The following is a 14,550-nucleotide window of genomic DNA, read 5'->3' on the forward strand; positions in this document are numbered from 1 at the left end:
AACCATTTGTCCTGACGATCAAAGACGTTCATGATGTTTCTCCTTTCACATACTTCGCATTAAATAGAAATAATCTGAGCAGCAGCACAAGCGATGGAATTAACAAAACGAGTCCAGCTACAAACGCTACGACTAATGCCCGCCCCATTACCGGATTCGTTATACTGCTGGTAATTGTTAGGAAAGGGTAAAGTAAATAAGGGAGATGAGAAATCCCGTAACCAAAAAAGGCAAAAAAGAACTGCAGCATAACCATCAAGAATGCCGTTCCGTAGTATTTTCGGCGAAAGATCAACCAGATGGCAATCATAAAAGATACCAAAGATAAGCCGAACATCCACCAAACCTGAAGTGTGTTTTGGAAATGTTCAAGATTATGGTTACGAAGTGAAATGAAAACGAAGAGGCTGGAAATAATCGTCGGAACGCCTCCCCACAATGCAAAAGAGCGAAGCCATTCGAGAGCCCTACTGTCACCCGCACGATCGGCGTAATATGTCAGGAATGTCGAGCTGATAAATAGAACACTGGAAACAGCAAGCAGGACGACCGCCCAAGAATAGGCGCTAAAGAAGAGTTCCTCCATCAACAACGTCACGGTATTTCCACGAGTAGACAAAAAACCGCCTTCTGAAATGGTAAACACAGTTGATAAAGCTGCTGGTATGAGTAGGCCTGTTGCACCATAAGCAAAAAGATAAAGGTTGTTTTTCTTTGCACCATAATTAGCGAATGCATAGTACGATCCCCTGATAGCAAGCAGGATTAGAGCAATGCTGCCAGGGATTAGCAGAGCGGTCCCATAATAATAGGCGGTTTCCGGGAAAAAACCGACAATACCGACGAAAAAGAATACGAGAAACACATTTGTTACTTCCCAAACGGGCGACAAATATCTAGAAATAACAGGCGCAATTACCGATTCGATTCCGATAACCCTGCCATAATAAGCGTAAAATCCAGCACCAAAATCAATGGAAGCAACGATTAAGTAGCCGTACAGAAATACCCAAAGTACTGTGATTCCAAGCTGTTCAAGCGACATTCCGGATCCTCCTATAAAATAATTCGGCGTTCTTCTAGTTCTAGTTCCGCTGGTTTTTTCCGGAATAACCGGCTGAGTACAGACAAGCAACTAATGCCTAGCAAGAGATATAATGCTGCGAACAGCCAGAATGTAATACCGACATCAGGATTTGTTGTAGCCGCATCGGAAACTCTCATGTATCCTCTTAGTATCCAAGGCTGTCTTCCTACTTCCGCATAAAACCAACCCAGCTCGATGGCGAATAATGAAAGTGGACCGCCTACTAGTATTCCTCCAAGAATCCAGCGATTATATGCATTCCATCGTTTCATTCGGGTCAAGATGAGAAACAGAATGGGGACGGCCAGTAAGTAAAAACCGATGCCAACCATAGCATCAAAAAGATAGTGTACATATAACGGAGGCCACTCGTCTTTTGGAAAATCGTTTAACCCGATAACCGTTCCGTTTGGATCGTGCGTTGCGAGAAGGCTAAGTGCCCAAGGAAATTTTATAGCGGCCGTTATCTCATGCGTGTCAGGGTTTAATCGGCCTCCAATAATAAGTGAAGCTTGATTACCGGTCTCGAAGTGCCATTCGGCGGCGGCCAATTTCTCAGGCTGTTCCTTTGCTAAAAATACGGCGGAAATATCACCTATCCAAATCGTTGATGCCGCAAGAATCAGTCCAGTTATCATAGTGAGTCGGATGGACTTTTTGTAATATTCATGCTTTCGCCCTCGGAGCATGGAATATGCAGCAATCATGGCCAGAACAAAACCTGCCGATAAGTACGCGGAAGACAATACATGAGCTACTTTGGATGGCGTAGCTGGATTGAACATAGCAGCGAGCGGATCAAGATGCGTGAGCTTTCCATTTTGGAAAGAAAATCCTTGCGGTGTATTCATAAAAGCATTAACCATCGTAATAAACAATGCGGAAGCGGAGGAGCCGATCACAATTGGAATTGTCAATAACCAATGATAGTAAGGATTGGAGAAACGGTTCCATGTGTATAGATAGATGCCAAGAAATATAGCTTCGAAAAAAAATGCGAAGGTTTCCAAAAAGAGAGGCAGACTTATTACATTGCCTGCAAATCGCATAAATTCCGGCCATAACAGGCTAAGTTGAAGTCCGATACACGTACCGGTAACTACGCCTACAGCTACCGTAATGACATAACCGCGGGTCCATCTTCGTGCCATGAGTGAATAATGAGGATCTTTTTTTCTAATCCCTATCCATTCGGCAATGGAGATGAAGATGGGAATGCCCACCCCTACTGTTGCGAATAAGATATGAAAAGCAAGTGTCATTTCTGTCAGCCCACGACTCCAGTCCAATGAACTCAAATTAACCCCTCCAACTTACAAGATATCAGATAGCTCTCATCATTCCCTTGAAATACTATTCCTTCCAATAAATTAAACTATACATGGAGGGGTACGAACAAAATTTCTGACCAGTTTATGAATAAATTAATTGATATTAACCATAATATTCTAGTGCGCATAACTATTGATTGGAGGATAAAATATGCTTGAAAACCTCGAGAGTAATTATAATTGTGCAAATGCGGGAGATGATCTGCATCAACTCAAGCAGGAGCTCGAATCACTGCGTAATCTGCAAGCAGAAGATAGAGAATCACTAGAAACGATCAATCGACTTGAAAATCAAATCTCGTTTATATTAAACAAATGTGATATTAACAATTAACTCATCATGAGTACGGACCACCCTTCGGGGTGGTTTTTTTTGCTCATGAATGGAGCTGTCAGCCATTCTTTTGATATAATTATCAAAGGGTGTTTTATCTGTTGGAGCTATATTACTGAAACTTTGTTACGAAGAAATGAATTTTTATTGTTGTAAATAGCTCTAAGGAGTCATGTGTAAGCAAGTATGAATGAGAGACAATAATAGTAGAGCTTTGTAAGTTCGTTATATTTGTCGTATGGAGGTCATGGATTCTGTATAAAAAAATAAAATGGTTAATTCTTATTATTCCAACGCTAACAATTTGTATTTGGGAATATGTCCGGCATGAATACTTGTTGCCCTTTATATCAATGGAAGCCGGGAATTGGTTGTCTCCGGTAATTGTATTTCTAATGACATTGCTCCTCATTACACGACTTTTTACTATATTGGAAACGATACAATCAGAGCTGCAGCAGTCAAAGCAGCTACAAGCAGCGTTACAGGAGCGAGAAAAACTGGCTAAGGAACTGCATGATGGTATCTCGCAGTCTTTGTTCCTAGTCTCTGTCAAGCTTAATCAGGTTAAACCAGGGAATGATCAAGAGGAAAAGCTGCTTTCCGTTAAGAAGACGGTTCTAGAAGTTAACGATTATGTGCGCCAATCCATTTCGAATCTGAGATATCCGCCTGAAGTCGTAACCATATCAGGAAAAGATTCCATTAACGAGCTCATCAACGAAATCCATTTGGACTCAGATGTGAAAGTTGAATATAAATGGCCAATCCACGAGATCGAACTGTCGGTGAAAGAAAAAATAGGACTGTACGAATTTCTAAGAGAAGGATTGCTCAATATTCGAAAACATGCGGAAGAAGCCAATCATATTCTCATTCGATTAGAATCAATAGACATAGGCTGGAAATGTTATATTTCGGATAATGGAGTAGGCTTTCATGGTAACCCTTTTTTGAAAAAAGGCAGTTATGGTTTGAGGTTTTTGAAGGAAAGGACTTTGGAGTTGGGCTGGGATATGGATTTGAGAAGAGAATCAGGTAGAACAACTTTAGAAGTCTCACAAAGAAAGAAGGTCAAATCTTCATGAAACAGCAACCCGTGCGTGTTTTAATTGTAGATGATCATCCCCATGCAAGAGAAGGGATAAAGGCAATACTCAGTGAGGATTCCTTGTTTGAAATAATAGGGGAAGCTTCAAATGGAGAAGAAGCTATTTATTGGACGGAACGAGTTATGCCGGATATGATTTTAATGGACATAAACATGAAGAAGATGGGAGGTCTTGAGGCAACGAAGGAAATAAAAGAAAAATTCCCATACGTAAAGATCGTTATGGTTACGGTTTCTGACAATATTAGTCATCTGTTTGAAGCGTTGAAGAAGGGTGCTCAGGGCTATTTGCTCAAAAATCTAAATGCTAGTGCATGGCTGGAATACTTAAGGGCAATCGCTTTTGACGAGGTACCCATGTCTCAAGAACTTGCACAGCGGATATTAAGTGAATTCGCTCAAATGGAAAAACCTAAGAGGGAGGAATCCCCCTTAACAACTAGGGAAAATGAAATATTATCATTGGTTGCACAAGGGATGCCGAATAAGGATATTGCTGTGAAATTGGTAATATCGGAGCATACTGTTAAAAACCATTTGAAGAACATCCTTCAAAAGTTGCATTTGGAAAATCGCGTCCAGCTCGCTAGATATGCCTATGAACGGGGATATTATCACATGTAAACGAAAAAAAAGCACGTTTCTCCTTTAAAAAGAGAATCGTGCTTTTTTAACTTGGCTCAATAATGAGTTAATTGTGTCTTTTATGTTTCGTATATGACTCTTTCGAGTCATTCGGATAAAAGTATACCTTTGTTAAAATAGATTCAGAACTTTTTGGAAAGTAGGTGAAAATTTGCGGAAAATGGTTATTACGATAGTTTCTCTTTGTTTAATTCTGGCTTGTCTAGCGGCATGCACTGGCACTGCTTCTCCTCCAGTAACAATTGACCCAGCAGCTATCGATGCGACTTTGACGACAGATCCAGAATCTTCAACTGCAGGTTCCCCAATTAAACTCAAAGCAGAATTTACAGGAGCTGTTCTTTCTAAATCCTCAGGAATGACATTTGAAGTTCGCGTGAATGAGGAGCCTATATTGTTGGAGGCAGAGAATGAAGAGCAAAATGTTTTTAGTGGAACGTTTACATTTCTAGAAGCTGGAACATACGAGGTGTACTTGCATTTGTATACCGACGATATCCATCTAACGAAAAAGAAACAGGTAGTAGTGCAATGAGAGTAGTGCAGAAGATAATAATAGCTTTAACTCTTACAGTGATACCTATGATGATTGAGGTAAGTAATGTAAACGCGGAAGTAATGACCAATACTTTGCAGAAACTAATTGATGAGGCGGATGCTGGTGCTACCATTCAACTTCTATCAGGGATTTATTATGGTCCCCTTGTCATTAACAAGCCTATCAAATTGTTGGCAGAGCCTGGAGCGGGTGTTACGATTGAGAACAAATCCAATAATGCTACTTTACAAATTAAGGCTGATAACGTTTCTATAATAGGTGTTACGATCTTGGATGAGACCATTAAGAAACAGCCTGCCATTCTCGTCCAGGCAAATGGTGTTTTGCTGGATGATTTGCAAATACGCACCGGCTCCACTGGCATTAAAATGAGGAAGGCTAACAACGGGGAGGTACGTAACTCCACAATCGAATGGGCCGGTATTATTCAGAATCGACCGCTCAAACTTTCTGACAAAGGAAATGGAATCGATTTGTATGCATCTAGTAATAATCGTTTCACCGGAAATACCATTACCTCTATGCATGATGGTATCTATATGGAAAACAGCGATTTTAACTTGATCGAGGATAATCATTTCGAGCTGCTTCGTTACGGTGTGCATTGCATGTATACAAAAGGGACGATTATTCGCAACAACTTCGGCAATCTGAACATAACTGGAGCTATGATTATGGCTGTTCGTAATGTCGTGGTTTCTGGAAACCAATTCACCAAGCAAAGTGAAAACGTTAATTCTCAAGGTATTTTATTATTTGACGCGCAGGATACATCCATCTTCGGCAATCACGTAGAGGGAAATCGCGTAGGTCTTTATGTAGAACAATCTACACAAAACAAAATAGAAGACAATGCTGTAATTGGTAATTTTATTGGAATACAGCTGCTTGATGCAGAGAACAATGTCATATCTGAGAATCAGTTTATTGGTAATGTTGCAAGCGCTGAAGCAAGAAACAGTAATGGCAATAAACTCGAGGGAAACTATTGGGACTCCTTTCAAGGTATTGATACGGATGGTGATGGAAAAAGTGAAATTGCTTATGCAATCAATCCTTTTTTTCAAAGTGTTGTTAAAGCAAAACCAGGCTTTCAACTGTTTTTTCAATCGCCAGGAATGATCTTTCTTGAAGGCCTTTATCAGTCGGATAGACAGTTCTGGTCGATAGATGCTTCACCGTTGATGCAACCCAATGGGGAACTGAAATTTGTTTTACCAAAACAAACGTTGTTGCATTCTGCTCTAATTGGCGCTGGACTATTGAGTCTGGCTATATATTTAATTTATATGGGGGTAAGAAAAAGGTGAAAACGAAACGATATGGTGCCGGACTGCTATTGGTTATTGTTTTATTACTGGCAAGTGCATGTGGGGCCAAGGAATACAAACCAAAGGCGATTAATGAAGAAACAGATAAGTGTGTAATTTGTAATATGTCTGTAAAAGATGATCCTTACGCGACCCAAATTATTACGACTGATGGTCAATCCTTGAAATTCGATGATATTGGCTGTATGAATGAGTGGAAAGTCAAAAACGGAGAAGAAACAGTAGGAGCAGAGTTTGTTAGAGATCATAACAGTGGCGATTGGATTAAATACGAGAATGCCTATTATGCTTATGATGCTGCTTATGTTACTCCAATGGCTTATGGCGTTATTGCTTTCGAAGATAAAGCTTCAGCTCAAGCTTACATTGACGAGCAAGGAATGGGGCAATTGCTCAGCTCTGAAGAACTTGCTACTCATAAATGGGTAGTTAACCGCGACATGATGGATATGGGGCATGAGACAGAAGGGAAGAATTCGTGATTCAGACGGTTCATTTTGCAATAAGAGAAGTAAAGTTAGGATTTCGTAATCCCTGGTCTTATTCTTTCATGGGACTTTTCACATTATTTATGTTATGCCTGCTCTTAATTAATGCACAAGGATATATACAAGGTTATTCCGGCATTACAGGAACAACACTTAATCTGATTTTATATTTATTACCGCTGATGTCCTTACTGCTAGGCTCCTTTTCATTAACATCAGAGCAGGAGGATGGCAGCTGGGAGCTATTATCGACTTATCCGATTAGCACTTGGTCCCTTTTCATTGGAAAATATATTGGTCTTGCTGTCGTCCTGCTTGTTATCGTTTCTATAGGTTTTGGTGCTGCCAGTCTACTCGGTTATGCTGCAGGTTCAGGTTTCGGAATGCAGACGTACTTGCAGCTGCTAGCTTTTTCCACAAGCGTTGCTTTGTTTTTTCTTGCAATTGCTTTACTTGTAGGTACGCTTGCGAAAAATCGATGGCAAGCCTTAACGATCGGCGTAACGATTTGGTTTTTCGCCATTATCGGATGGCCGCCATTACTTATTGCAACAGTAGGTTTCTTGCCCTATCCGATGATCAAGCCGGCTGTGACCGTTCTCACGTTTCTTAATCCGGCGGAACTTTCAAGGCTTTTTACAGTAGTGAAGTTAGGCGGAGGCGCCATTCTGGGGCCTGAATACTATGAATGGATAAAATGGATCAAACAGCCCGCGGGCAGTATTGGTTTCGTGGGTACGGCTGTAGTATGGATAGGAACCGCTATCGCAGCTTCACAGTTGATTTGGGAGAGGAGGCGTTCACGTGCCTGATCCTATAGTGGAGCTTGAGCAGGTTAAGAAATCAATGAAGAAGCAGATAGTCATTAATGAGCTTGATTTGAAGGTAGGACAAGGTCAAATCATGGCGTTGTGCGGTGGAAACGGAGCGGGGAAAAGCACGATATTAAAAATGATTGCAGGTATATTGCAGCCTGACAGTGGCAGCATCAGCGTTGGCGGTTTGAGCTGGAGTGATAATCGCAAGCGATATGCGGAGCTTATCGGCTACATGCCTGATGATTTCCGGTTCGGCCAGGGATTAACAGCTTACGAAACGCTTGCCTTCTGGGCATCACTACGCGGAGTGCCTGAGCATAGAACTATGGAAGTGCTGAGTGAAGTAGGCCTTGAGGATACTGGGAAAAAATCAGTTTCTTCCTTCTCCAAAGGGATGCGGCAAAGGGTATTATTCGCACAGGCACTATTGGCGAGACCACCAATCGTCTTAATGGACGAACCTACAAATGGGCTTGATCCATATTGGATCGAAACCTTTGTACGCATGGTGAAGGAAATAGCTGCGAATGGGCAAACAGTTATTTTTTCAACCCATCAACTGCATGTTGCACAGGCGCTTGCAGACCGAATTGCCTTGCTAAGAGGGGGATATATCGAGCTTGAAGGTTCTTCTTCCGATATTCGGGACAAATTAGGAGCTAGTGGACTTCAAGATGCATTTGCAGAGTGGTTTGGATTAACGGGTCACTTAAACGGGTATTAATATTTATGTTTCATAAAACAAATCCCCCAGCCATAACAGGCTGGGGGATTTGTATGCTTTAATCGTTAATGATGTCCGCCCTCTGCTTGGAGAGGTGCACCAGAGTGCTGAGCACTCTCCAGTAATGCAAGCCTCTCAATGGCGTGCGCGCCAATCGCGAAGCGTTTGGCTGGCATAACCTGCTCGTTTGCAGAACGAATACGAGATTGAACCACGTAGAGCCCTTCCCCGCTGATGGTATAAGTGACTGAATAAATACCAGGTGAAGATTCTTCTGCTTGGATTGTCACTGCTGAAGACTCGTTGTCTTCCGGCCATATGACGAATTCTGCCTGATCTACATTTTCCAGCGGCTTACCGCTTTTAGTGACCTCTACTGAGAAGATGCTAGGGATGTCTGTTTCAAGTTGCTCAGGCAATTTGAGATTAACAGACAGATGAGGTGGTAGTCCACTCTCGTCTACATCGACTGCTTTAGCGATGCAACCACTCAGCAAAGTGACAAGAAGAAGGGTACCTGCCCATAAAAAGATACGATGGATGGTTACATTCATTAGTATATTCTCCTTAGGATTAGACCGAGAACCAGTGCCGTAACGACTTAATTCTGCGGAGGATGAACAGATCGAGGACGAGTACGACAAGAATAGACAAGCCAACTAGCGGCATGACAGCACCGCAGACCAGCATGATGATCAGCATACCAATTGTAACTTTGCTGCTTTTTTGTTTTGCTGGTGCACCAAGCTTACCCTCCGGCTTACGCTTGCGCCACATCACGTAAGAGCTTACGGCTACCAAAATGAGACCCATGCACGCAATTAATCCAAGAAGTTGATTGGTTAAGCCAAATAGTTTGCCTTCATGAAAAGCAATGCCATATGAAATGACTTTGGCCATGATTCCGTAATCAGCAAAGCGAACATCGGTTAGAATAGCGCCGCTATATTGATCTATATGAAGTGTAGCATTCTTGCCGGGTGTATCATGTGCAGTAGACACGGTAAATACCCCCGTTTCTCCCATTGGCATTGTAATCGTGTAAGGCTTTAGAACGTCATGCTGATCAGCAATAGCTTCAATATCATTAATGCTTACGGTTATATAACCTCCAACTGCAGAAGCTGGTACTGGAAGACTTTCAACAGCCCACGGTAAATCTTCAGCAATATCCTTGGCAACAGTAACAGATTCAGGCTTTGCGCCGAAGCTGTAGGCGAAGGGAGGCGTGTTCGTATTCGTTGAATTAGCAAACTTATCAATTTGACCGCCCATAATTCCCGACCAAGGTAGACCGCCAGCAATGATTATTAATAAGACAAGGGAAATCCAAAATGCGGGAACAGCATGCAAATCACGCCAGAAAAGGCGGCTTCCAGGCTTGCTGAGCCGTGGTAGTATCGTTCCCCATATAGAGGCTTTATTTCGCGGCCACCATAGGAATAAGCCAGTCAATAACATGATGATCGCCCAGCATGCTGCAAGTTCTACTAGTCGGTTGGCAATTGTCCCGCCTATAACAAGCTCGCTATGCAGTTTTTTGAAAAAAGAAGTAAAGGTTTTGTCGCTGTTCATCATGCCAAGCACATTACCTGTGTAAGGATCTACATACATGATCGTAGAAGTTTCATTACGGTTTACCGTCATTTTATAGCTTAATTTAGGATTATCGTCGAGTGTAATAGAGGAAACAATCGTATCTGGATAGGCTTTTTTTGTTTTTTCTATCATACTTTCAGGCGTCATTTTTGTGGTTCCAACCTCACTTACGGTGAGCATATCCTTATACAAATATCCTTCGATTTGTGGTTTGAATAAATAAACGGAACCGCTGAAAGCTAAAATAATCAAAAAAGGTGCAAAAATAATGCCTGCATAAAAATGCCACCTCCAAACCGATTGGTAAATGGCTTGACGCATTCCCGCTGATGCTCGGCTTTTTAAATCGGGTTGTGCTTTATTTACCTTCTCAACTGACATTACACTCATAATGTTACCTCGTTCCTGTAATAATAAAATCTTAATTATTATAACGTTATGGAGGCTAACATCGAATGACTCTTAAGAGTCATCATTTCATAATAAAAGTGACTAACACATACTTTCTTTTTTGAAAAAGCGATTTTGAAAGCAAAATGCTAAGAAGATGAGCTTCGGTAAGTATTTAAAGAATGTAAGCGTTTTTTCGCAATCTTTTTTACAATAAATGACGGAAAATAGTGCGGTTGTATATTTTACAAAACAAATTAGCAGGCGTAATATACATTGTGCATTATAAATAAATATTGTTAACAATTCATACTCGCTTAATTTCCGTCAAGGAAAACGGGGGAACCATCTAAGAGATATGCCTGAGCTTCAGGTAAACATCTTATGGGGTGAATCCTATTGTAGACTGTACATGTTTACAATCAGGTAGGGCGACTTAACCGTCCGAATCCGACAGCTAACCTCGTAAGCGTTGATTGAGGGAGGGTTATAACATGTGTTCAAAACAAAACACAGGTTCTTACCTGTGTTTTTTGTATGCCAAAAAACAGCAGCTTTGATTTAAGATCGTAATTTTTCTTCATTTACTGGGTAATTTAAAAGTAAAGATAATTTGAAAATAAAAAATGTGGAGTGAAAACGATGCTTTCTTTAAAAAGATTTTTGATTGGACGACCGTTAAAATCAAATGAATTAGGAGAGCAGAAACTAAATAAAACGAAAGCACTTGCCATTCTTTCTTCTGATGCCTTATCTTCTGTGGCATACGGGCCTGAGCAAATATTGATCGTTTTAATTACAGTTAGTGCCGCAGCGATTTGGTATTCGATACCAATCGCAATTGGAGTATTAATTTTATTATTAGCACTTATTTTATCTTATAGGCAGATTATCTTTGCATACCCGCACGGCGGAGGCGCGTATGTAGTGTCAAAAGAAAATCTAGGCAAGTTACCTGGATTAGTTGCCGGAGGCTCCTTGCTAGTAGATTATATTTTAACCGTTGCAGTAAGTGTATCCGCAGGTACGGATGCCATTACTTCCGCTTTTCCAAGCTTACATGAACATACGGTAATCATAGCTGTACTATTTGTCATTTTCATAACAATCCTGAACTTGCGAGGTGTAACCGAGTCAGCTTCTATTTTAGCATATCCGGTATATTTGTTTGTTTTAGCATTATTCATTCTAATAGGAGCAGGCATATACAACATAATAACCGGTAATGTTTCTCACGAATTACACACTTCAATCGGAACACCGGTAGCAGGCATAAGCCTATTTTTGCTATTGAAAGCATTTGCTTCTGGCAGCTCTGCATTAACAGGAGTCGAGGCCATTTCGAATGCAATCCCTAACTTTAAAAACCCTGCTCCTAATAACGCCGCAAAAACATTAATGGCGATGGGGATATTGCTTGCATTGTTATTTTCGGGAATTGTATTTTTAGCTTATTATTACGGAATAATACCTAACCTTGAGGTAACCGTAGTTTCACAGATCGCTGAAGAGACCTTTGGGCGGAATTTTATGTACTTCTTCATTCAAGGCACAACAGCATTGATCCTTATCCTAGCTGCTAACACAGGATATTCGGCTTTCCCTTTACTTGCCGTAAATCTTGCCAATGATAAATTCATACCAAGAATGTTTACGGTTAGGGGAGATCGTCTAGGATATTCTAACGGTATTATCATACTTGGCTTTTTATCCATCATCTTAATTATTGTGTTTAAAGGTCAAACGGAACATTTAATTCCTCTATATGCTGTCGGTGTTTTTATTCCTTTCACCCTGTCCCAGACAGGAATGATACTAAAATGGATTCGTCAAAAACCAAAAGGATGGATTTCAAAACTGATTATAAATGCACTAGGGGCTCTTATAAGCTTTATCGTTACCATGATGTTTTTCTTAACAAAATTTTTACAGGTTTGGCCAGTCTTAGTGTTTCTACCCTTAATCATTTATGGCTTTCATCGAATTAGAAAGCATTATGAAGCGGTAGCTGATCAACTAAGAACTTCAACATGTGAACCAGCAGTTCCGATTGAGGGAAATATAATCATTCTTCCTATAGCTGGTATGACACATGTGGTGGAGAACTCCTTGAACTATGCTAAATCACTCTCAGCCCACCAAATCATTGCAGTTCATATTTCTTTTGAAAGAGAAGACGTAGTGACATTTGAAGAAAAATGGAGTAAGTGGCAACCTGACGTGAGGCTTGTAACGCTACATTCTCCTTATAGAAGCATCATTCAGCCTCTGACTAAATTTATTGATACTGTCCAACGAAAGGCAAGTGAATCAAATTACCAAGTTACTGTTGTCATCCCACAATTCATCCCAAAGAAAGGTTGGCATAACATACTGCACAATCAATCTAGTTTACTGATTCGTGCACACTTGCTGTATCGGAGAAATGTGATTATCACTACTGTTCCTTACCATTTAAAGAAATGATCGTCTAATTTATCGCCTATCAATACTTTTTCACTCTTTTAGAGTTCGAGCCACCCTTCCAGGTGGCTATTTTTTATTGCTACAACAAACTGAATCATCTTTACCCGCAATACTTTAAAGATATTGTCGAGATAAGTATGTCGAAAAAAATAAAAGTGAACCTTGAAAATGACAAGAAGCTGAATAACAAACTACAACGGAAAAAGCGGATAAGTCGTAATTCTGTAGCAAGTGTTCCGAATAATGGAGTGTTAGTGGGGTTATTTCCGATTATTTTCTTCTATTTATTTTGTCGATAAATATTTTTCAGTTACAACCAGCTTATGACAAGCTTCGTAACGATCTTCTGATATTATTTTTTTTGAGTTACTCTTGATGGCTTAGGAGCAAACAATAATAATAGAGGAGATGGTCCGTATAACACAGAAGAAATGTATTGCTATGTTACTTGCAGGGGGGGAAGGAAAACGGCTTGCTCCGCTAACCCAGAAGCTCGCTAAGCCGGCGGTGCCATTCGGTGGTCAATATCGCATTATTGATTTTCCGATCAGCAATTGTTTGAATTCAGGAATCGATACGATTGGGGTATTGACTCAATACAAGGCGGAAACCTTGCATACGCATATTAAAGACGGCGGATTATGGTTGAATGACAAAGAAACCGAAATTACGCTTCTTGATGCCTGTCATCAGCCTAATGGCCAATATACGGGAACGGCTGATGCCATTTACAAGAATTTGGAGTACATACAGCGGCATAATCCGGAGTACGTGTTATTGCTATCTGGGGACCATATTTATAAGATGGATTATAACGCAATGATTCAGTTCCATGAGGAAAGCGGAGCAGAAGCTACGATCTCGGTAAAGCAGGTTCCGTGGAAAGACGCACATCAATTCGGCATTATGAATGTAGACGATTCGTATAAAGTAACAAGCTTTCTCGAAAAGCCATCCAAGCCTGAAAGTAATCTTGCTTCAATGGGCATTTACATATTCCGTTGGTCGTTCCTAAAGCGTTATTTGCTTCAGGATGCAGAGAATGAGTTTTCTTCGCATGACTTTGGAAAGGACCTCATCCCTCAGATGCTGGCGGCGGGTTCGAATGTATATGCTTATCCTTTCCAGGGATATTGGCGTGATGTGGGCACGGTGGAGAGCCTTTGGGAGGCACATATGGAGTTGCTCGGCGGTGAGATTGCTCTTGATGAGGAACAATGGCCGATGTACACAAATAAGCGTCTTCAACCATCGACAACGAATCTCTATAAGGCTGCTAAATCTTATAAGTCGATGCTTCATTCCAATAGTATAATTGAAGGAGAGTTAGTACGCTCCGTCGTATTTAGCGGCGTACATATCGGCCCAGGATGCGAAATCCGGGAAAGCATCATTATGCCGGGTGTAAAAATCGGAAGCAATGTCCAAATCTATAAAGCTATTATTGGCGAGGGAAGTGTGATAGAAGACGGGGCAGTTATTGGGAAACCGAATGGAGAAATTACAGCGATCGGAAAGGACGAATTCATTTCAGCCGATTCTTCAACTGTTCTTGACATCATTATTGCTTAAGGGAAACGTTAGTTCAATAATAATGGAGTGGCAGTCTAGGACATTAGTTTCACGTCCAAGGCTGCCGTTTTTTTTTAATTCAGTCTAATACTTAA

At 40.9% G+C, this 14,550-nt stretch carries 14 protein-coding genes and 1 riboswitch; of the genes, 10 read left to right on the forward strand and 4 right to left on the reverse strand.

Features of this window, described 5'->3' with window-relative positions; all coding sequences use genetic code 11:
* Positions 1 to 28: 28 nt before the first annotated feature.
* Positions 29 to 1,045 (reverse strand): cytochrome d ubiquinol oxidase subunit II, encoded by a 1,017-nt coding sequence (locus AC0YN6_RS13330; RefSeq protein WP_475747356.1) that lies wholly within the window; start codon positions 1,043 to 1,045, stop codon positions 29 to 31.
* Positions 1,046 to 1,056: 11 nt separating this feature from the next.
* Positions 1,057 to 2,385: a cytochrome ubiquinol oxidase subunit I gene (locus AC0YN6_RS13335; protein ID WP_475747358.1), complete on the reverse strand. Its 1,329-nt coding sequence runs from the start codon at positions 2,383 to 2,385 to the stop codon at positions 1,057 to 1,059.
* 184 nt (positions 2,386 to 2,569) lie between these two features.
* Between AC0YN6_RS13335 and AC0YN6_RS13340 the strand changes: the two genes are divergently transcribed.
* The 8 genes from AC0YN6_RS13340 to AC0YN6_RS13375 all read left to right on the forward strand — a co-directional run bounded on the left by AC0YN6_RS13340 (position 2,570) and on the right by AC0YN6_RS13375 (position 8,428).
* Positions 2,570 to 2,752 carry a DUF2524 domain-containing protein gene (locus AC0YN6_RS13340; RefSeq protein ID WP_475747360.1) on the forward strand — a complete coding sequence of 61 codons (183 nt, stop codon included), beginning with the start codon at positions 2,570 to 2,572 and terminating at the stop codon, positions 2,750 to 2,752.
* A 371-nt stretch (positions 2,753 to 3,123) separates the two neighbouring features.
* Entirely contained in the window at positions 3,124 to 3,840 is a 717-nt protein-coding gene (locus tag AC0YN6_RS13345; protein ID WP_475747362.1) for a sensor histidine kinase, read from the forward strand.
* Positions 3,837 to 4,487, forward strand: a complete 651-nt coding sequence (locus AC0YN6_RS13350) for a response regulator (RefSeq protein ID WP_475747364.1) — start codon at positions 3,837 to 3,839, stop codon at positions 4,485 to 4,487. Before AC0YN6_RS13345 ends, AC0YN6_RS13350 begins: the two co-directional genes overlap by 4 nt.
* 172 nt (positions 4,488 to 4,659) lie before the next feature.
* On the forward strand, positions 4,660 to 5,043 hold the full coding sequence (locus AC0YN6_RS13355) for a hypothetical protein (RefSeq protein WP_475747366.1): 384 nt from the start codon (positions 4,660 to 4,662) through the stop codon (positions 5,041 to 5,043).
* Entirely contained in the window at positions 5,040 to 6,377 is a 1,338-nt protein-coding gene (locus AC0YN6_RS13360) for a right-handed parallel beta-helix repeat-containing protein (RefSeq protein WP_475747368.1), read from the forward strand. The genes AC0YN6_RS13355 and AC0YN6_RS13360 overlap by 4 nt, the downstream gene beginning before the upstream one ends.
* Complete coding sequence (locus AC0YN6_RS13365) at positions 6,374 to 6,880, forward strand: nitrous oxide reductase accessory protein NosL (RefSeq protein ID WP_475747370.1); 507 nt, start codon at positions 6,374 to 6,376, stop codon at positions 6,878 to 6,880. Before AC0YN6_RS13360 ends, AC0YN6_RS13365 begins: the two co-directional genes overlap by 4 nt.
* The gene (locus AC0YN6_RS13370) at positions 6,877 to 7,698 is read left to right on the forward strand and encodes an ABC transporter permease (protein WP_475747372.1); all 822 of its coding nucleotides are present in this window, start codon (positions 6,877 to 6,879) and stop codon (positions 7,696 to 7,698) included. Before AC0YN6_RS13365 ends, AC0YN6_RS13370 begins: the two co-directional genes overlap by 4 nt.
* Positions 7,691 to 8,428 carry an ABC transporter ATP-binding protein gene (locus tag AC0YN6_RS13375; RefSeq protein WP_475747374.1) on the forward strand — a complete coding sequence of 246 codons (738 nt, stop codon included), beginning with the start codon at positions 7,691 to 7,693 and terminating at the stop codon, positions 8,426 to 8,428. The genes AC0YN6_RS13370 and AC0YN6_RS13375 overlap by 8 nt, the downstream gene beginning before the upstream one ends.
* A 65-nt stretch (positions 8,429 to 8,493) precedes the next feature.
* Here AC0YN6_RS13375 and AC0YN6_RS13380 read toward each other — a convergent pair whose 3' ends face one another.
* Both AC0YN6_RS13380 and AC0YN6_RS13385 read right to left on the reverse strand, forming a co-directional pair.
* On the reverse strand, positions 8,494 to 8,982 hold the full coding sequence (locus AC0YN6_RS13380) for a FixH family protein (protein WP_475747376.1): 489 nt from the start codon (positions 8,980 to 8,982) through the stop codon (positions 8,494 to 8,496).
* 19 nt (positions 8,983 to 9,001) lie between these two features.
* Positions 9,002 to 10,417: a PepSY-associated TM helix domain-containing protein gene (locus AC0YN6_RS13385; RefSeq protein WP_475747378.1), complete on the reverse strand. Its 1,416-nt coding sequence runs from the start codon at positions 10,415 to 10,417 to the stop codon at positions 9,002 to 9,004.
* A gap of 304 nt (positions 10,418 to 10,721) precedes the next feature.
* A riboswitch (cyclic di-AMP (ydaO/yuaA leader) is annotated at positions 10,722 to 10,904 on the forward strand.
* Between the two features lie 155 nt (positions 10,905 to 11,059).
* Between AC0YN6_RS13385 and AC0YN6_RS13390 the strand changes: the two genes are divergently transcribed.
* A complete protein-coding gene (locus AC0YN6_RS13390; RefSeq protein WP_475747380.1) occupies positions 11,060 to 12,883 on the forward strand; it encodes an APC family permease in 1,824 nt (607 codons plus the stop codon).
* 408 nt (positions 12,884 to 13,291) lie between these two features.
* The gene (locus AC0YN6_RS13395; protein ID WP_475747382.1) at positions 13,292 to 14,455 is read left to right on the forward strand and encodes a glucose-1-phosphate adenylyltransferase; all 1,164 of its coding nucleotides are present in this window, start codon (positions 13,292 to 13,294) and stop codon (positions 14,453 to 14,455) included.
* Positions 14,456 to 14,550 lie beyond the last annotated feature (95 nt).

This window comes from Paenibacillus sp. J22P15, from assembly GCF_056269345.1.

Excerpts from the sequence above, each read along its gene's own strand:
- AC0YN6_RS13330 (WP_475747356.1), bottom strand. The coding sequence starts at position 1,045 with ATGTCGCTTGAACAGCTTGGAATCACAGTACTTTGGGTATTTCTGTAC.
- AC0YN6_RS13340 (WP_475747360.1), top strand. The coding sequence starts at position 2,570 with ATGCTTGAAAACCTCGAGAGTAATTATAATTGTGCAAATGCGGGAGAT.
- AC0YN6_RS13350 (WP_475747364.1), top strand. The coding sequence starts at position 3,837 with ATGAAACAGCAACCCGTGCGTGTTTTAATTGTAGATGATCATCCCCAT.
- AC0YN6_RS13360 (WP_475747368.1), top strand. The coding sequence starts at position 5,040 with ATGAGAGTAGTGCAGAAGATAATAATAGCTTTAACTCTTACAGTGATA.
- AC0YN6_RS13380 (WP_475747376.1), bottom strand. The coding sequence starts at position 8,982 with ATGAATGTAACCATCCATCGTATCTTTTTATGGGCAGGTACCCTTCTT.
- AC0YN6_RS13385 (WP_475747378.1), bottom strand. The coding sequence starts at position 10,417 with ATGAGTGTAATGTCAGTTGAGAAGGTAAATAAAGCACAACCCGATTTA.
- AC0YN6_RS13390 (WP_475747380.1), top strand. The coding sequence starts at position 11,060 with ATGCTTTCTTTAAAAAGATTTTTGATTGGACGACCGTTAAAATCAAAT.
- AC0YN6_RS13395 (WP_475747382.1), top strand. The coding sequence starts at position 13,292 with ATGGTCCGTATAACACAGAAGAAATGTATTGCTATGTTACTTGCAGGG.